At 71.9% G+C, this 17,914-nt stretch carries 12 protein-coding genes; 8 read left to right on the plus strand and 4 right to left on the minus strand.

Going from position 1 to position 17,914, the window contains the following annotated elements; all coding sequences use genetic code 11:
- The first annotated feature begins 60 nt into the window (after window positions 1-60).
- The 3 genes from OHA88_RS23585 (at window position 61) to OHA88_RS23595 (ending at window position 2,549) form a co-directional block, all read left to right on the plus strand.
- Complete coding sequence (locus OHA88_RS23585; protein WP_328626970.1) at window positions 61-561, plus strand: peroxiredoxin; 501 nt, start codon at window positions 61-63, stop codon at window positions 559-561.
- A 276-nt stretch (window positions 562-837) separates the two neighbouring features.
- Window positions 838-1,308 (plus strand): cation:proton antiporter regulatory subunit, encoded by a 471-nt coding sequence (locus OHA88_RS23590; RefSeq protein WP_328626971.1) that lies wholly within the window; start codon window positions 838-840, stop codon window positions 1,306-1,308.
- 2 nt (window positions 1,309-1,310) lie between these two features.
- Window positions 1,311-2,549, plus strand: coding sequence for a cation:proton antiporter (locus OHA88_RS23595; RefSeq protein ID WP_328626972.1), 1,239 nt, complete (start codon window positions 1,311-1,313; stop codon window positions 2,547-2,549).
- A gap of 7 nt (window positions 2,550-2,556) precedes the next feature.
- On the opposite strand, the gene OHA88_RS23600 is transcribed toward OHA88_RS23595, so the two are convergent.
- Together OHA88_RS23600 and OHA88_RS23605 are read right to left on the minus strand one after the other, a co-directional pair.
- The gene (locus tag OHA88_RS23600; RefSeq protein ID WP_328626973.1) at window positions 2,557-3,489 is read right to left on the minus strand and encodes a M56 family metallopeptidase; all 933 of its coding nucleotides are present in this window, start codon (window positions 3,487-3,489) and stop codon (window positions 2,557-2,559) included.
- Between the two features lie 3 nt (window positions 3,490-3,492).
- The gene (locus OHA88_RS23605; protein WP_328626974.1) at window positions 3,493-3,951 is read right to left on the minus strand and encodes a BlaI/MecI/CopY family transcriptional regulator; all 459 of its coding nucleotides are present in this window, start codon (window positions 3,949-3,951) and stop codon (window positions 3,493-3,495) included.
- A gap of 160 nt (window positions 3,952-4,111) precedes the next feature.
- Here OHA88_RS23605 and OHA88_RS23610 point away from each other — a divergent pair, with 160 nt between their 5' ends.
- Complete coding sequence (locus OHA88_RS23610) at window positions 4,112-4,567, plus strand: tellurite resistance TerB family protein (protein WP_030931413.1); 456 nt, start codon at window positions 4,112-4,114, stop codon at window positions 4,565-4,567.
- Window positions 4,568-4,795: 228 nt separating this feature from the next.
- Here the strand turns inward: OHA88_RS23610 and OHA88_RS23615 are convergent, their stop codons facing one another.
- Complete coding sequence (locus OHA88_RS23615) at window positions 4,796-6,352, minus strand: MFS transporter (RefSeq protein ID WP_443044288.1); 1,557 nt, start codon at window positions 6,350-6,352, stop codon at window positions 4,796-4,798.
- A 162-nt stretch (window positions 6,353-6,514) separates the two neighbouring features.
- On the minus strand, window positions 6,515-7,582 hold the full coding sequence (locus OHA88_RS23620; RefSeq protein WP_328629775.1) for a PucR family transcriptional regulator: 1,068 nt from the start codon (window positions 7,580-7,582) through the stop codon (window positions 6,515-6,517).
- 300 nt (window positions 7,583-7,882) lie between these two features.
- On the opposite strand from OHA88_RS23620, the gene OHA88_RS23625 reads away from it, so the two are divergent.
- From OHA88_RS23625 to OHA88_RS23640, 4 genes are all read left to right on the plus strand, one after another.
- A complete protein-coding gene (locus OHA88_RS23625; protein ID WP_328626975.1) occupies window positions 7,883-8,545 on the plus strand; it encodes a hypothetical protein in 663 nt (220 codons plus the stop codon).
- Window positions 8,546-8,661: 116 nt separating this feature from the next.
- A complete protein-coding gene (locus OHA88_RS23630; RefSeq protein WP_328626976.1) occupies window positions 8,662-10,773 on the plus strand; it encodes a flotillin family protein in 2,112 nt (703 codons plus the stop codon).
- A gap of 151 nt (window positions 10,774-10,924) precedes the next feature.
- A complete protein-coding gene (locus OHA88_RS23635; RefSeq protein ID WP_328626977.1) occupies window positions 10,925-15,817 on the plus strand; it encodes a DNA repair ATPase in 4,893 nt (1,630 codons plus the stop codon).
- A gap of 31 nt (window positions 15,818-15,848) precedes the next feature.
- Complete coding sequence (locus OHA88_RS23640; RefSeq protein WP_328626978.1) at window positions 15,849-17,843, plus strand: NAD-binding protein; 1,995 nt, start codon at window positions 15,849-15,851, stop codon at window positions 17,841-17,843.
- Window positions 17,844-17,914: the final 71 nt, after the last annotated feature.

Genomic DNA, 17,914 nt, shown 5'->3' on the forward strand with positions numbered 1-17,914 from the left:
GCATGCTGTACCGAGACATCGCCGTATGCCGTACACCCGTCGCACACAAGGGGACCCGCCATGGGATCGTCACCACAAGTCGGCCAGCCCGTCCAGGACTTCACACTGCCGGGCGGAGCGCTCGCCGGAGACACGTTCGAACGCAGCGACTACACACTCTCGGACGCCCGCGGCCGTACCGTCGTGCTCGCCTTCTACCCCGGCGACAACACGACCGTCTGCACCAAGCAGCTCTGCTCGTACTCCTCCGGCATGGAGACCTTCACCGGTCTCGACGCGGAGGTCTGGGGAATCAGTCCACAGGGTGTGGACAGCCATGAGTCGTTCGCCCGCACATACGGTCTGCGGATGCCGCTGCTCGCGGACGCCGGGCGGGAGATCGCCCGGGCTTACGGGATCACGGCGCCCGGGATCGGGGTGCGCCGAGCCGTGTTCCTGATCGGGCCGGACGGAGTGCTCCGGTGGAAGCATGTCGCGGTCCTCGGGGCCACCTTCCAGTCCCTGGACACGCTCGCCGAGCACATCGCCGGCATCAAGGGCCCGACGGGCGGCACCGCTTAGCCCACTCCCGAGCAGCCGGCCGACGGCAGGACCGGGACCCGGCTGACGGCGTTCCCCACCCCACGTGCCCGGCGGTGAGCAACAGGCCGCCGGGCACGGCTGCGTCCTGGCCCCGGCAGCCTCCCGCGCCGTGCCGATCGGTGCGGCGCGGGAGGGCACGGCAGGCGGTCCGCGACACGTGCCCCGCAAGCGGCGGAAGTCTCCGGTTAAGGTAATGAGACGTTAAAGAGATCGCCAAGTGCGTCGCCGTGCCGTCGTACACCTCGGGAGGAAGCCATGGGAACCCACCGGACCACGCTGCCCGGAGTCGGTGTGCAGTACGACTACACCACCGAGTCGGGACAGCACATTTCGGTCGTCGTCCACCACGACGGGCGGCGGTTCATCGGCTTCTACGAGCACGACGACCCCGATTCGTGCCGGCTCTCCGTGCCGCTGACTCCGCAGGAGGCCACCGCACTCGCGCATCTCATCGACGCCGCGCCCATCGATGCCGTACGGACCGACGGCATCGATCTCGTCACCGAGCACATACCGCTCGGGTCGCGCTCCCCGTACGGGGGGCGGCTGCTCGGGGACACCCGGGCGCGGACGCGGACCGGAGCATCGATCGTGGCCGTCCTGCGGACGCACAGTGCGCACCCGTCGCCGGGGCCGGACTTCCGGCTGGCCATCGGGGACACGCTTGTCGTCGTCGGTACGCGTGAGGGCGTCGACGCGCTCTCCGAGATCATTGCGGAGGGCTGACCGTGCACGACACGACCGCACTGCTGGTGGAGCTCGGCTCCGTCATTCTGGGGCTCGGGATCATCGGGCGGTTCGCCGGGCGGATAGGGCTCTCGCCGATTCCGCTCTATCTGCTGGCCGGCCTGGCGTTCGGGGACGGGGGGCTGCTGCCCCTCGGGGCCAGCGAGGAGTTCACCGCCGTCGGCGCCGAGATCGGCGTCATTCTGCTGCTGCTCCTGCTGGGGCTGGAGTACAGCGCGTCCGAGCTGGTGACCAGCCTGAAGACGCAGTATCCGTCCGGGGCCGTCGACTTCATACTCAATGCGACGCCCGGGGCGGTGGCCGCACTGCTTCTCGGGTGGGGGCCCGTCGGGGCCGTCGCGCTGGCCGGGGTCACCTGGATCTCCTCGTCCGGCGTCATCGCGAAGGTGCTCACCGATCTGGGGCGGCTGGGTAACCGGGAGACGCCCGTCATTCTCGGGGTCCTCGTCATCGAGGACCTGTCGATGGCCGTCTATCTGCCGCTGCTCACCGCGATGCTCGCCGGCGTCGGCCTGGCCGGCGGCAGCATCGCCCTGCTGGTCGCGCTCGGCACCGTCGGGTTCGTGCTGTATCTGGCGCTGCGGCACGGCCGGCTCATCAGCCGGGCCGTGTCATCCGACAATCCGGAGATGCTGCTCCTCGTCGTCCTCGGGCTGACCGTCCTGGTGGCCGGGGTCGCCCAGCAGTTGCAGGTCTCCGCGGCGGTCGGGGCGTTTCTCGTCGGGATCGCGCTCTCGGGGGAGGTGGCGGAGGGCGCCCGCAAGCTGCTGACGCCGCTGCGTGATCTGTTCGCCGCCGTCTTCTTCGTGTTCTTCGGGCTCTCCACCGATCCGGCCCAGATTCCGCCCGTGCTGCTGCCGGCCCTGCTGCTGGCCGTCGTCACCGTCTTCACCAAGATCGGAACCGGGTGGTACGCGGCCCGGCGTGCCGGGATCGGGTCGCCCGGGCGGTGGCGGGCCGGTGGCACGCTTGTGGCGCGCGGTGAGTTCTCCATCGTGATCGCCGGTCTGGCCGTGGCGACCGAGCCCCGGATCGGGCCCATCGCCACCGCGTACGTCCTGATCCTGGTGATCGTCGGTCCGCTCACCGCCCGCTGGACCCAGCCCGTCGTGGCCCGGATCCGGAAGCGGCGGGACCGTGGGGGCGGTGTTTCCGGGGGCGGCGTGCCTGTCACTCACGAGGAGCTTCCGGTCGTGGAGCGCGCCTCGGCCGTCGACTGAGCCGTCGTCAGAGCGGGGTCGCCGCGTGCAGGATCCGTACCAGTGTCACCGTCGCGTTCAGCGACGACAGCGCCGACATCGTGGTTCCGGCGGTGGCCACCAGTCCCGCGAAGGCGACATGGGCGGACGACGGCGGCCAGAGCCGGGTCGGCGGGACGGGGTCCAGGAGTGCGGCGACCCGGCGCGGGATCGGGCCGACCGCCGCGAGCGCGGGCAGGGCGTCCGGTGACCGGTGCGCGAAGAGCGCCGCCTTGCCGACCGCGCCCGCCACTGCCCGCCGGTCGCCGGTCGCCTGCGCCGCCGCCTCGTCCGCCCATCGTTCCGTGCTGTATGCCACCGCCGTACGCAGCGGCAGCAGGAACGGGTTGGCCCGGGCGGCGAGCTGGGTGGCGAGGAGGTAGCGGTGGTGGCGGGCGGTCAGGTGGGCCCGCTCGTGGGCGACGAGCGCCCGGCGTTCGCGGGCGGTCAGGCACTCCATCATCGCCGTCGACACGACCACCCGGCCGGGGGCGCCGGGGAGTGCGTACGCGTACGGCTCCGGGTCCGGCAGGACGGCGACCCCGGACGGCTGCTCCGGGAGGGACCGCAGGGCCCGTGCGGCGCGGATGCGTTGGCGTACGTGGTGGTGGACCGCCGACCCGCATGCCACGACCACCGCCGCCAGCACCCCGATCGCGACGATGCCCGCCTTCTCCTCGTACGGCACCGCCGCGCGCACCTCGGGGTCCGACCAGCCGTCCGGCAGCGGGTTGCCGGGGAGTTGGGCCGTGCCCACCACCATCAGCAGCGCCAGGGAAACCGTGCTGCACAGGGCGAGCGTCGTACCGACGGCCGCCAGCAGGCGGGTGGCGCTGCGTGGGTGCAGATGCTGTTCGGCCAGGCGCGCGATCGGCAGCGCGGTCAGCGGCAGCACGAGGGGCAGGTAGACGAAGACGCCCATCGGTCAGTCCTCGTCCTTCTCCGTCGTCTGTGCCAGCAGCGCGCGCAGGCGTTCCTCGTCGCCCGGGGACAACGCCGAGACGAACCTGGCGAGTACGGCTTCGCGGTCCCGTTCGCCGTCCAGGACCCGGCGCATCCGCAGCGCGGCAAGACCGGCCTCGTCGGAGGCGGACGTCCAGACGTAGGAGCGCCCCTGGCGGGAGCGGGTCACGCACTTCTTCTCGTACAGACGGGACAGGATCGTGATGACGGTGGTGTACGCGAGATCGCCGTCGAGGTGTTCCTGTACCCAGCCCGCCGTCGCGGGGCCGTTCGCCGAGCGCAGAACGGCGAGGACCTGGGCCTCCAGCTCGCCCTGGCCGCGCTTGCGGGGGCGCCGGGCGTCGGAGGCGGAGCCCGCCGGGGGCACGTTGTCGTGAGGCAGTTCGTTGTGCGGGTGGTGGCTGGCCCCGGCCGTGTCCATCGTGGTGACTGCCCTTCGTGCGATACCGCGTCGTCCACGGCGTCGCAGCATCGTACTGAAGGCCGGTTCCCGGACACAGCGGGCGATCATCCTGCTAACTTCTACACGTCTGTAGAGTTGGATCTCGTTCCGGCAACGCAACGCAACGTATGGAGACGTCATGGCACTGTGGGATCGGATCAAGGAATCCGCGACGACGATGCAGTCGCAGCTCGAGGCGAAGAAGAACGACCTGAAGAGCGGTGCGTTCCGGGACGCGAGCATGGCCATGTGCGCCCTGGTCGCCGCCGCCGACGGTTCCATCGACCCGTCCGAGCGCCAGCGCGTCGCCTCGCTGATCGCCTCCAACGAGGTGCTGCAGAACTTCCCGGCGGACGACCTGCAGCGACGCTTCAACGAGTACGTCAACAAGCTCACCGCCGACTTCGCCTTCGGCAAGGTCAGCGTGCTCCAGGAGATCGGCAAGGCGAAGAAGAAGCCGGCCGAGGCGCGCGCCGTCATCCAGATCGGCATCGTCATCGGCGGCGCCGACGGCGACTTCGACAAGTCGGAGCAGGCCGTCGTGCGGGAGGCGTGCTTCGCACTCGACCTTCCGCCCCACGAGTTCGACCTCTAGACACCTTCGTCGGGCACCCTCTCCGGGCCGGCCCGACAGCCCCCCGTACCGCCGGGAACACACCGCGGTCCGACTGACCATCGGACCGCTCCCGGCCCGGCCGGGGACTCGCGACTCCCCCGAGCGGGTCCCCGGCCGCCCACCTCCGCCCGCACCGCCCGGCGTCGATGTCACCGTGGGCGGAGCCTCGCTCGCCGAGGGCGCCGACCGGTTCGGTGCGCGCGGACGTCAGGCGCGGACCGGTGCCGCGTCCTCGACCAGTTGCGGGCGGGGCGCGCCCCTGCGGTACAGGACCACGGTGACCAGCAGCCCGAGCGCGAAGTATCCCGCCGACCACCAGTACGCGGTGGAGTAGCTGTGCAGCTGGGCCTGGGCGATGTTGGCGGGGGTCGGCGGGCGTCCGACGAGGTAGCTCGTGGCGGCGCCGGTGGCGAGCGTGTTCAGCAGCGCCGTACCGATGGAACCGCCCACCTGCTGGCTGGTGCTGACCATTGCCGAGGCCACACCCGCGTCACGGACGGCCACCCCGTACGTGGCCAGGTTCATCACGGTCGCGAAGACCATGCCGAGGCCCAGACCGAGGCAGAGCAGGTTCGGCAGCACATGGGTGACGTAGCCGCTGGTCAGGTCCAGGCCGGTCATCCACACCATGGCGGCCGCGGCGATGCCCATGCCGAGCGGCACGATCGGTTTCGCGCCGAACCGCGGCACCAGCACATTGGTCGTCGTCATCGACGTCGCGATCATCAGGGCGACCATCGGGATGAACGCGAGACCGGTGGCGACCGGCGAGTAGAGCAGAGTCCTCTGCAGGTAGTAGGTGAGGAACAGGAAGACGCCGAACATGCCGCCGCCGGCGATGAACATCGCCAGATACGACGCCCCCCGGTTCCGGTTCAGCACCACCCGCAACGGCAGCAACGGATGCGCGGCCCGCGTCAGCCACCAGGCGAACGCCGCCACGAGCACACCGCCCGCCGCGAGAAAGCCCCAGGTGTGCGGTGAACTCCACGGGTGCGACTCCGCGTTCGAGAAGCCGAACACGATACAGAAGAGGCCCGACGAGACCAGGACCGTGCCCGGGACATCGAGCTTCGGACGGTGGGCGGGGGCGCCGGCGGTCAGCAACCGGGCGCCGCCGACAAAGGCGACCAGGGCGAACAGCAGGTTGACGTACAGACACCAGCGCCAGTTCAGGTACTCGGTGAGCACCCCGCCGAGCAGCAGTCCCACCGCGCCGCCCGTGCCCGCGATCGCACCGTAGATCCCGAAGGCCTTCGCCCGCTCGTTCGGGACGTTGAACGTCGTGGTGAGGAGAGAGAGCGCAGCCGGCGCCAGCAGCGCGGCGAACATGCCCTGGAGAGCGCGGGCGACGACCAGGACCTCGAAGCCCGGGGCGGCACCGCCGATCGCCGACGCCACCGCGAAGCCGACCAGACCGGTCAGGAAGACGATCTTGCGGCCCACCAGGTCGGCTATCCGGCCGCCGAGCAGCAGCAGCGAGCCGAAGGCCAGGGCGTACGCCGTCACGATCCACTGCCGGTTGCCGTCGGAGAAGCCGAGGTCCTGCTGGGCGGAGGGCAGGGCGATGTTCACGATGGTGGCGTCCAGGACCACCATCAGCTGCGCCAGACCGATCACCCCGAGCACCCACCACCGATGCGTCGGTCGACGCTCACGCCCGGCCGCGGAGCGAGCCGGCGAGGAGGTCGTGGTCCCTCTCACGCCACCCACGGAGCGTTCCCCCTCGAACGGCTCTCGCGCATGACGTGCGTGACGGGCCATGGTCCTGGGTCTCCCTCGGTGCGCACCCCGAAATCCCCCGCACTTCACGCTAAGCGCGGGTCAGGATCGCCGCACGCGGTGAGCAGCGCCCGGGTTCGGGCCTGCCGGGAGCCGGCAGCGGGGCAGGCGCACCGGGATCCGGCAGCGGGGCGGACCCGCCGGTCAGAGCTCCTTGGCGGGCCAGTCCAGCAGCCGGGCGCCGATGACCGCCGTCTGCAGCGTGTACCGGTGCATCGGGTCCGACGGGTCCGAACCGGTCAGCTGATGGACCCGCTCCAGCCGGTACGTGAGCGCCCGCACGCTCAGCGCCAGCCGCCGGGCCGTCTCCGCGGCGACACAGCCCGCGTCGAAGTACTCGGAGAGCGTCTTCAGCAGTGGTTCGGCACCGCCGCGGGCCTGCTGGAGCGGGCCCAGCTGGCTGCGCACCAGATCGGCCATCGCCTGCCGGTCCCGGGTCAGCACCGGGTAGACCAGCAGGTCGGCGGCGTACAGCACCGGATCGTCCAGGTTCATCCGGTCCGCCAGGTCGAGTGCGGCGAGCGCCTCGTCGTACGACTGGACGACACCGCCCGGCCCCCGGTGCGGGCGGCCGACCGCGACCCGGCCGCCGTCCGTCGCCGCGTGCGCCTGTTTGGCGAAGTAGCGCAGGACGTCCGGCTGGGAACCCGGGGCGATACAGACCAGACGCCCGTCCTTCGTCGTCAGCAGGATTTTCCGGCCGTCGAAGCGGGTCAGCAGCGCCGACTCCACCTGCCGCGGCACGGTGTCCGTCTCGGTATACGCCTGGGGGCCGGCCGCCACCGCGACCGCATGGGCGCGTGACAGCCGGAGCCCGAACCGGGTGGCCCGCTCGGCGAGCCGGCCCAGGTCGCTGCGCCCGTACAGCAGGTCGTCGATGAACTCGCGGCGCGCCGCCTCCTCCCGCCGTACGGTGAGCCGCTGGGCCCGCTCGAACCCCTCGGCGAACGCGTCGACGGACTGCTCGACCGCGGCCAGCACACAGTCGGTGGACGGGTCGGTGGCGTCGGCGCCGGGCCAGGCGGTGCGGGTCGCCGCCAGGTGGAGACGGACCAGGGAGCGCAGCTGGAATCCGGCCTCGGCGGCCTCCCGCCCCAGGGCCCGGCGGCTCTCCAGCTCGTCGCGGGTCAGCCGGCGGCCGGTCGCGGCGACCTCCCCCAGGATGCGGGTGTAGTCCCCCAGATACTCGTCGGGAATCTCCGGCTCCGGCACGTCCATGCCCCCAGTCTTGACGCGTCACTGACACTCGCTCAACGCATCGGAGCAGGTGCTGGTGCCCGGCATCAAGGGCGTACAAAGATTGCCGGATTCCGGCAATGCGGAACGGCGGCATCGGCTGTCACGATCAGGCCCAGCACCACCGGGGGAAACACGGGGGAGCACGGGGGATACGGGGACGGGGGAAGACCCGGCTGCTGCGGCGCCGCTTGTCGGCGACGTCGCGGCACCGGGGTCACCGCCGAACAGCACATCCGCCGCACCCCCCGCTCACACGCAGGGGGGAGTGGACCGATGCAGGAGTTCCTGAGCGCGGCGCTCTCCTTTCCCGCCGCCCTCTTCGGCGCGGCCCTGGTCGTCGTCATCTGCTTCTGGCTGCTGGTCCTGGCCGGTGCGGCCGACCACCACTCGTTCGACGCCGACCTCGACACCGACCTGGCCGGGATCGGCGGTGTGCCGGTCGCCGTCTCGGTGTCCGTGATGATCGTCGTCGCCTGGTTCACCAGCCTGACCGGCACCGTCCTGCTGCACCGCAGTTCGGTCACCGGCACCCCGCGCGCCGCGCTCGCCTGTGCCGTGCTCGCCGGGGCGCTGCTGGTCTCCTGGGCCGTGGTCCGGATGCTCGTCACCCGCTACCGTCGCCGTTTCCCGGCCGAACCTCCGCCGTCCCGCCAGGACTTCCTCGGCCGGGTCTGCACCATCCGTACCGGCTCCGTCAGCTCCGACTTCGGCCAGGCCGAGGTCGCGGCGGCCGACGGGTCCACCGCGATCGTGCAGGTCAGGCAGTTGCGGCAGACGGACGAAGCGGTCTTCACGGCGGGCAGTGCGGGGCTTCTCTACGCGTACGACGACGAGGGCGAGTTCTTCTGGGTCTCGCCCTACGACGTGACACTCGACCCGGGACCACCGACGCCACCGCGGCAGCTGCCGCGTACCCGGCCCCGCCGGACCGGCTGAGCCACCGGCCGCCGCCGTACGCCGCGATCCGGCGCGCACACGGCTGCCCGCCGCCGCTCGGGCGGTCCGGCTCCTCTCACCTTCCTCGCCTTCGTCACCAGCCGCCAAGGACTGTCATGGATGCCATCTCCCTGGGCTTCGGTGTGCTCATCGCCGTGGTCCTGCTCATCGCGATCGCTCTGCTCCTCGTCGTCAGCAGGCTCTTCCGCAAGGTCGAACAGGGCAAGGCCCTGATCATCTCCAAGACCAAGAAGGTCGACGTGACCTTCACCGGCGCCGTCGTCCTGCCGGTGCTGCACAAGGCCGAGTACATGGACATCTCGGTGAAGACGATCGAGATCCGGCGCACCGGCCGCGAGGGCCTCATCTGCCAGGACAACATCCGCGCCGACATCCACATCAACTTCTTCGTACGGGTCAACAAGACCGTCGAGGACGTCATCAAGGTCGCCCAGGCCATCGGCACCGAGCGGGCCAGCGACAAGATCGCCATCCAGGACTTCTTCGCCGCGAAATTCGCCGAGGCCCTCAAGACAGTCGGCAAGCAGCTGGACTTCGTCGATCTGTACACCAAGCGCGAAGAGTTCCGGGACCGCATCATCCGGGTCATCGGGACCGACCTGAACGGCTACCACCTCGACGACGCGGCGATCGACCACCTCGAGCAGACACCGATGGCGCAGCTCGACAGCGCCAACATCCTCGACGCTCAGGGCATCCGCAAGATCACCGAACTGACGACGATCGAGCACGTACGCACCAACGAGTTCCAGCGCACCGAGCAGAAGGAGATCACCCGGCAGAACGTCGACGCCCGCGAGACCATCCTGGAGCTGGAGCGCCGGCAGGCCGAGGCCGAGATCAAGCAGCGGCGCGAGGTCGAGACGCTGCGGGCCCGCGAGGAGGCGGCCACCGCCCGGGTCCAGGAGGAGGAACGACTGGGCGCGCAGGCGGCGTTCATCCGTACCGAGGAACAGCTCGGCATCCAGCGCGAGAACCAGGCGCGGGAGATCGCCGTCGCGCAGAAGAACCGTGAGCGGGTCATCGCGGTCGAGAACGAGCGCATCGAGAAGGACCGGCTGATCGAGGTCATCGGGCGCGAACGGCAGACCGAGCTGAATCGGATCGCCGCGACGAAGGAGGTCGAGGCAGAGCGCCGCGAGGTCGCCGATGTGATCCGGGAGCGGATCGCCGTGGACCGTACGGTCGCCGAGCAGGAAGAGTCGATCAAGACACTGCGGGCCGTCGAGGAGTCGGAGCGCACCCGCAAATCGGTGATCATCGCCGCCGAGGCGGAGGCCCAGGAGAAGCTGGTCAAGGACATCAAGGCGGCGGAGGCGGCCGAGGCGGCGGCCACCCACCGGGCGGCGGAGCAGCTGACGCTCGCCGAGGCCCGGCTCAAGAGCGCGGATCTCGACGCCCGGGCCAAGCTGCGGCTCGCCGAAGGCGTCCAGGCGGAGTCCGCGGCGCCCGGCCTGGCGGAGGTGCAGGTGCGGGAGGCGGCGGCCGACGTCATCGAGAAGACCGGTCTCGCCGAGGCAGAGGCCACGTCCGCCCGGCTCAGGGCCGAGGCGGAGGGCGCACGGCTGAAGGCCCTGGCGACCGCCGAGGGCACCCAGGCGCAGGCCACCGCGGACGCGGCGATGATCGGCGAGAAGCTGAAGGCAGAGGCGGCCGGGCTCACGGAGAAGGCGGCGGCCATGGCGGCACTGGACGACGCGTCACGCGGGCACGAGGAGTACCGGCTGCGGCTGGCCGCCGAGAAGGAGGTCCGGCTGGCCGGACTCGATGTGCAGCGGCAGGTCGCGGAGGCGCAGGCGACGATCGTGGCCGCCGGTCTGGAGAACGCCGACATCGACATCGTCGGCGGCGAGTCGGTCTTCTTCGACCGGCTGGTCTCGTCGATCTCGCTCGGAAAGAGCGTGGACGGGTTCATGGAGAACTCGGACACGGCGAAGGCCCTCGCCGGGCCGTGGCTGAACGGGTCGTCGTCGTTCACCGAGGACCTGACCCGGGTGCTCGGGTCGGTATCCACGGGCGATGTGCAGAACCTGACGGTGTCGGCGCTGCTGATGCGGATGATGGCGGCGCCGGGGATCGGGGCGGATGCCGGCCAGGTCCGGCAGCTGCTGGAGTCGGCGCGGAAGCTCGGGCTGGCGGATGTACGGGTCGGGGCGCCGGCGGAGGCGCCTGACGTGGCGGCACGCAACGGGACGCCGGCGGCGTAGCGGGGCGGTCCCGTCCGGCGGCCGGTCCGTCCTCGATCGCCGGACAGGCTCGACATGTCCGACCGCCACCTCGATCCCGGCCGGCGATCGAGGGCGACGTGCGGCCGGAGGCCGCGCAATCCGCAAGCACACCCCGTAGGGAGCCGTACACATGGACACCGACCCCGCCCTCACCGTGGACGCGGGCACCTACGACGTGCTGCGGCGCCGCCTCGCCGCGCACGCCGCCGAACTCGCCCGCCGCGCCGAAGCCCTCAACGCCCGCCGCACCGAGGCGTTCGGCTCGACGGAACTGCGGTTGCTGGCCACCGAGCAGATCCGTACGGAGCAGCCGTCGCTGCCGCGCGATCTGGTCGCCGTGGGCGGACAGTTGCTGTTCGGCTTCGAGCGCGGGCCGGGCGCGCGCGGCGAGGCCGCCGTCGCCGACGTACTCGCGCTGTACGGACCGGACCTGGCCGGGAGTGGCGACACGCTGCTCGCCGACGAGGCGTTCGTACGCGAATTCACCGCCCTGCACCGCTACTACCGCGACGCCCGCCTGCTCCGCCTGCGCCGCGTCGACGGCCGGCTGCTCGCCGTGTTCCGTACCGGCGAGACCGCCGACGACATCCGTGTCCTGCGCTGGGCGCTCGCCGCGGACGGCTCCCCCGGCCCGTTCCTCGACGCGCGCGGCGACCGCGACCACGTCTTCCCGCCGTCGCACGACTTCACCTGGACCCCGGCGGGCCGCGACTCGCACATCCCCGGCCGCCACCCGCACATTGCGATCGGGGACAGCGGCACCCTCTTCGTCGACACGCTCGGCGGCACCCTGACCGTGAAGACGGCCGACGACACCGACACACCCGACGGCATCTACGAGGAGCCGGTCACCGAGCCGCTCCAGTCCCTCGCCGACGCCGACGTCGAGTACGCCGAGGTCGGGCCGCTGATCCTGCTGCGCATCCGCCCGTACAACGAGGACTCCTGGCGCCACCTGGTCTTCAACAGCCTGCTCTCCACCGTGCAGCGCCTCGACGCCATCGGTCCGGCCTGCCGCCGGCTCCCCGAGGACCAGGGGATCATCTTCCCCGGCGGCACCTATCTCACCACCGGCACCGCGAAGACCTTCGACCTCGCCGAGCCGCTCGCCGACCCGGTGTTCGAGGGCGCCGTCCGGTCCCCCAACGGCGAGGACGTCCTCTACCTCTTCCGCTCCCGGGACGGCGGCCGCGGCCTGCTCCTGCCCTACAACCTGATCCGCCAGGAGGTCGCCGCCCCGCTGCTCGGCCGCGGTCACGCCCTGCTCGACGACGGCGCGCTCGTCCTCCTCAAGGACACGGCGTCGGCCGAGCCCGCGCGTGTGCACACGGTGCAGCGCTGGCGGACCCCGTACGTCTCCGACACCTACGCCGCCTCCCGCCCGGCAGGAACGGGTCCGCTCGCCCGGGTCGGCAACGCCGATCTGGTCCGCGGCATCTCCGACTGTCTCGCCCTCGCGCACAGCGCCACCGAGACCTCGCCGACCGCCGCCGTGTATGCACAGCTGGTCGCCGACTGCACCCGCACCACCGACCGCTACCACTGGCTGACCGACCCCGAACTCGGCGTACTCACCGCCCCGTTGACAGATCTCCGAGACACTGCGCAGCAGGTCCTCACCGAATTCGAGACGGTGCAGGAGCTGACCCGGCAGGCCGCTGACGCGCTCGCGGAGTCGGCGGACCGGATCACCGCGCTCGTCCGCCGCATCCGCGGCGAAGCCCCGCGCTCGGCCGCCGCCTGGGTCTCTCAGCTCAACGAACTGCGCCGCGCGCACGGCCGCTTGGCGACGCTCGCCGAGATGCGGTACGCGGACACCGACCGGATCGCCGCACTCACCGCCACCACCGGCGCCGACATCGGCTCCGCCGCCCAGCGCGCGGTCGCGTTCCTGAGCCGGGACGACGCGTTCACCGGCTACCACCGGGACATCGAGCAGCTCACCGCGGACGCCTCCGCACTCGCCACCGTCGTCGACGCCACCGCGCTCGGCGACCGGCTGACGGAGATGACGGACGGGCTGGCGACGGTCACGGACGTCGTGGCCGGGCTGGAGATCGGCGACGGAGCCGTCCGTACATCGATCCTGGAGCGGATCGCCGAGGTCCTCGGCGGTGTGAACCGGGCCCGCGCCACGCTCGACGCCCGCCGCCGGGAGCTCATCGACCACGAGGGGCGGGCGGAGTTCGCCGCCGAGTTCGCCCTGCTCGGGCAGGCGGTCACCGGCGCGCTGTCCACCGCGGACTCCCCCGACGCATGCGACGAACAACTGGCGAGACTTCTGCTCCAGTTGGAGAATCTGGAGTCCCGGTTCGCCGAGTTCGACGACTTTCTCGCCCAGCTGTCCGAGCGACGGACAGAGGTGTACGAGGCGTTCTCGGCCCGCAAGCAGACGCTGCAGGACGCCCGGGCGCGCCGCGCGGAACGGCTGGCCCAGTCGGCGGCCCGGGTCCTCGAAACGGTCTCCCGGCGTCTGTCCGCCCTCCCCGACCTGGACGCGGTCCACACATACTTCGCCTCCGACCCGATGGTCGCCAAGGTCCGCCGCACGGCGGACGAGCTGCGCGGGCTCGGCGACCCGGTGCGGGCCGAGGAGCTCGACGGGCGGCTGAAGGCGGCCCGCCAGGAGGCGGGGCGGGCGCTGCGCGACCGCAGCGAGCTGTACGCGGACGGCGGTGCGACGATCCGGCTCGGCCGGCACCGGTTCGCCGTGAACACCCAGCCGTTCGACCTGACGCTCGTGCCGTCCGGGGACCGGCTCGCGTTCGCCGTCACCGGAACCGACTACCGGGCTCCCGTCACCGACCCGGCGTTCGACGCGGCCCGCCCGTACTGGCAGCAGCAGCTGCCGTCGGAGTCCCCGGGGGTCTACCGCGCCGAGCACCTCGCCGCCCGCCTCCTGGACGAGCACGGCGCGGACGCGCTGGCCGCCCGCGCACCGGCCGAACTGGCCCTGCTGGTACGGGAGTCGGCGGCCTCCGCGTACGACGAGGGATATCAGCGCGGCGTCCATGACGAGGACGCCACCGCCATCCTGGCCACCCTGCTGCGACTGCACGCCGGAGCAGGTCTGCTGCGCGTCCCGCCGGCGGTGCGCGCGGCGGCACAGCTCTTCTGGACATGGGAGGCGGACGACGCCCTGCGCACCTCCTGGACGCGCCGGGCCGTCTCCCTGGCCCGGGCGCGCGAGACGTTCGGCCCGGCGCCCGCGATCACCACGCTCCAGGAGGAGTGGGCGGCCAGGATCGGGGCGGATGACGCGCAGACCACCGCCGCATATCTCTTCGAGGAGCTGACCTCCGGCCCCGCCGGGTTCGTGACGAGCGCCGCCGTCCGCACCTTCCTGGACAAGTTCCGCCGCACGACCGGCACTTCGGCGTACGACGAGGACCTGTCCGCCCTCCGCGACGACCTCCCCGCACGCCGCCAGCTCGTCGAGGGCTGGCTGACCTCGTACGCCCGCGCTGGCGGCGCGGACATCACGAACGGTGACCTCGCGGAGGCGGTCGCCGTGGAGCTCTGCCCGGAGCCGGGGACCGAGCGATACGACTGCGAGGCACCGATCGCCGCTACCGTGGACGGCCTGCTCGGCATCCACCCCCGCATCGACCGTGGCCGTCTCGCCGTGCGCCTGGACGAACTCCTCGCCCGCACGGCGGAGTTCCGCACGACTGCCGTCCCCGGCTTCCGCGCCTACCAGCGGCAGCGCACCACCCTCGTCGCAGCCGAACGCACCCGGCTGCGGCTCGACGACCACCGGCCGCGGGTGATGTCCACGTTCGTCCGCAACCAGCTCATCGACGAGGTCTACCTGCCGCTGATCGGCGACAGTCTCGCCAAGCAGCTCGGCACGGCCGATGCCGACCGGCGCACCGACTCACAGGGCCTCCTGCTGCTCCTCTCGCCGCCCGGCTACGGCAAGACGACCCTCATGGAGTACGTGGCCGACCGGCTCGGCCTGGTCCTCGTCAAGATCAGCGGCCCCTCGCTCGGCCGCGAGGTGACCTCCCTCGACCCGGCGCAGGCACGCAGCGCGACCGCCCGCCAGGAGATCGAGAAGATCAACTTTGCACTGGAGGCGGGCAACAACACGCTCCTCCACCTCGACGACATCCAGCACACCTCGCCCGAACTGCTCCAGAAGTTCATCCCCCTCTGTGACGCCACCCGCCGCGTCGAGGGCGTACGGGACGGCCGACCGCGCAGCTACGACCTGCGGGGCAAGCGGTTCGCGGTGTGCATGACGGGCAATCCGTACACCGAGTCCGGCGAGCAGTTCCGGATCCCGGACATGCTGGCGAACCGGGCCGACGTGTGGAACCTGGGCGAGGTGCTGAGCGGCCGCGAGGACGTCTTCGCGCTCAGCTTCGTCGAGAACGCGCTGACCGCCAACCCGGTGCTGGCGCCCCTCGCCGGCCGCTCCCGGGAAGATCTCGCGCTGCTCGTGCGCCTGGCCTCCGGCGCGGGCCCGTCCCCGATCGCGCGCACGGACCGTCTCGACCACCCGTACACACCCACCGAACTGGACCGGATCGTCTCGGTCCTGCGCCACCTGCTGACCGCCCGCACCACCGTTCTCGCGGTGAACGCCGCATACATCGCCTCGGCCGCACAGACCGACGCGACGCGCACCGAACCGCCGTTCCGGCTGCAGGGCTCGTACCGCAACATGAACAGGATCGCCGAACGGATCGTGCCCGTGATGAACGACGCGGAGCTCGCCGCAGTCATCGACGACCACTACGCGGGCGAGGCCCAGACGCTCACCACCGGCGCCGAGTCCAGCCTGCTGAAACTGGCTTCCCTGCGCGGGAGGCTCACCGCCGAACAGGCCGACCGGTGGGCGGCGGTCACCGCCTCGTACGTGCGCACCCAGGCACTGGGCGGCCCGGACAGCAGCCCCATGACCCGGGCGGTCGCGGCCCTCGGTCTGCTCGCGGACCGGGTCGCGGCAGTCGAGTCGGCGATCCGTCGATCCGGCGGGTCGATCACCGGGGCGAAGATCACCGACCGGTCCGAATAGGAGCGTCCGGCAATCGGGGGGCGGGCAAGGCATGCTGGGTTCCGTGTCGACACTTCCCCAGCAGCCCCAACGCTCCCCGTTCAGCGGCCACATGGTCGTCTGCGGCGACGACGCACTCGCCCAGCGGCTGGCGGTGGAGCTGCGTTACGTCTACGGGGAGCGGGTCACGCTGCTGCTCCCGCCGGGGCGCGACCCGCGCCGCCCGGAGCTGCCGCTGACCCAACGCGGGCGGGCGGCCACACTGTTCGGCCGGATGTCGGCGGCGATGAACCGCAACCTGGGCAACGGCGGCACCGTCGCCAACGGCGGCTCCGACAGCGACACCGGCGCCGGCCTGGAGGCGGTCCGCATCCTGGAGGCCGCGGAGCCGTCCGACGAGGCGTTCGAGGAGGCGGGTGTCGACACGGCCGCCGCGCTGGCACTCGTCTACGACGACGACGAGCGCAACATCCGCGCCGCGCTCACCGCCCGCCGTCTCAACCCCCGTGTCCGGCTGGTCATCCGGCTCTACAACCGCAAGCTCGGCCAGTACCTGGAGACCCTCCTCGACCAGGCCGCCGCCGTCGCCGTGCCCGGACTCGACCCGACGGCACTGGACACGTCCACCACTGTCCTCTCCGACGCCGACACCGCCGCGCCCGCGCTCGCCGCGACGGCGCTCACCGGCTCCAGCAAGGTCGTCCAGGCGGAGGGCCTGCTCCTGCGGGCCGTCGAACGCACCCCGCCCCGGCAGGGCGAGGTCGCCGACCCGGGCCTGTGCACGCTCGCCCTGCTCTCCTCCACCACCCATGACCCGGCGGGCGCCGAAGGCTCCGACAGCAGCGGCGCCGAGGGCCCCCAACTCCTGCCCGACCAGCAGTCGGTGGCCGCCGCGACCGGCCGTGGCACGGTGGTCCTCGAGGCCATCCGGGAGGCCGCACCGGACCGGCCGGCCCCGCGAATGGGCGGCAGGAGCGCGCCCCTGAGCCAGATCTTCTCGCGCCGGCTGCGCCGGTCGGTGCTGGGCGTCGCAGCGGCGGTGCTGGGCCTCGCCGTCGCCTCCACGCTCACGACGGGCGAACACCCGCTGCACGCCGTCTACTTGACGCTGCTCGACCTGTTCGCGATGGGCGACCCGGCGGTCGACGACTCCGCCGCCCGGCAGGTCATCCAGCTGCTCTCCGGCGTCGCCGGGCTGATGCTGCTGCCGCTGCTGGTGGCGGGTGTCCTGGAAGCCTTCGGCTCCCTGCGTACGGCATCGTCGCTGCGCCGCCCGCCGCGCGGGCTCTCCGGCCATGTGGTGCTGCTCGGACTCGGCAAGATCGGCACCAGGGTGCTGGTCCGGCTCCGCGAGCTCAACATTCCTGTGGTGTGCGTGGAGGACGACCCGGCCGCGCGCGGCATCCCCGTCGCCCGGCGGCTGCAGGTACCGGTCGTCCTCGGGGACGTCACCCAGGAGGGCGTCCTGGAAGCGGCGAAGATCCAGCGCTCCCGCGCCCTGCTCGCCCTGACCAGCTCCGACACCACCAATCTGGAGGCCACCCTCTACGCCCGCTCGGTCAAACCGGACCTGCAGGTGGCGCTGCGCCTCTTCGACGACGAGTTCGCCACCGCCGTCTACCGAACCCTGCGCACCGCCCACCCGCAGGCCCTGACCCGCTCCCGGTCCGTCTCCCACCTGGCTGCCCCGTCCTTCGCCGTCGCGATGATGGGGCGGCAGATCCTGGGCGCGATCCCGGTCGAGCGGAAGGTGATGCTGTTCGCGGCGATCAAGGTGGCGGGCCACCCGCAGCTGGAGGGCCGGACGGTCGAGGAGGCGTTCCGGGCGGGGGCCTGGCGGGTACTGGCGCTGGACGCCACACCGCCGGAGGACCGGCACCCGGACCTGACAACGGCCGGTCCCTCGTCCTCGGACCGACCGTCGGGCCTGATCTGGGATCTGCACCCCGGGTACGTACTACGCGCCGAGGACCGCGTGGTGATCGCGGCGACCCGGCGCGGACTTGCGGAGCTGTTGCGCAGACGGCGGGCGGTGACACCGCGATAGGGCGTCCGGTACGGGTGGACACCCCTCCCGTACCGACCGACCAGACTGACGTGACCTGATCCGACGGGATC

Origin of the sequence: Streptomyces sp. NBC_00353, assembly GCF_036108815.1 — a bacterium.
Classification (GTDB): Bacteria; Actinomycetota; Actinomycetes; order Streptomycetales; family Streptomycetaceae; genus Streptomyces.

Coding starts and splice junctions, on each gene's coding strand:
- OHA88_RS23585 (WP_328626970.1), top strand. CDS start 61: ATGGGATCGTCACCACAAGTCGGCCAGCCCGTCCAGGACTTCACACTG.
- OHA88_RS23590 (WP_328626971.1), top strand. CDS start 838: ATGGGAACCCACCGGACCACGCTGCCCGGAGTCGGTGTGCAGTACGAC.
- OHA88_RS23600 (WP_328626973.1), bottom strand. CDS start 3,489: ATGGGCGTCTTCGTCTACCTGCCCCTCGTGCTGCCGCTGACCGCGCTG.
- OHA88_RS23605 (WP_328626974.1), bottom strand. CDS start 3,951: ATGGACACGGCCGGGGCCAGCCACCACCCGCACAACGAACTGCCTCAC.
- OHA88_RS23610 (WP_030931413.1), top strand. CDS start 4,112: ATGGCACTGTGGGATCGGATCAAGGAATCCGCGACGACGATGCAGTCG.
- OHA88_RS23615 (WP_443044288.1), bottom strand. CDS start 6,352: ATGGCCCGTCACGCACGTCATGCGCGAGAGCCGTTCGAGGGGGAACGC.
- OHA88_RS23625 (WP_328626975.1), top strand. CDS start 7,883: ATGCAGGAGTTCCTGAGCGCGGCGCTCTCCTTTCCCGCCGCCCTCTTC.
- OHA88_RS23630 (WP_328626976.1), top strand. CDS start 8,662: ATGGATGCCATCTCCCTGGGCTTCGGTGTGCTCATCGCCGTGGTCCTG.
- OHA88_RS23635 (WP_328626977.1), top strand. CDS start 10,925: ATGGACACCGACCCCGCCCTCACCGTGGACGCGGGCACCTACGACGTG.
- OHA88_RS23640 (WP_328626978.1), top strand. CDS start 15,849: ATGCTGGGTTCCGTGTCGACACTTCCCCAGCAGCCCCAACGCTCCCCG.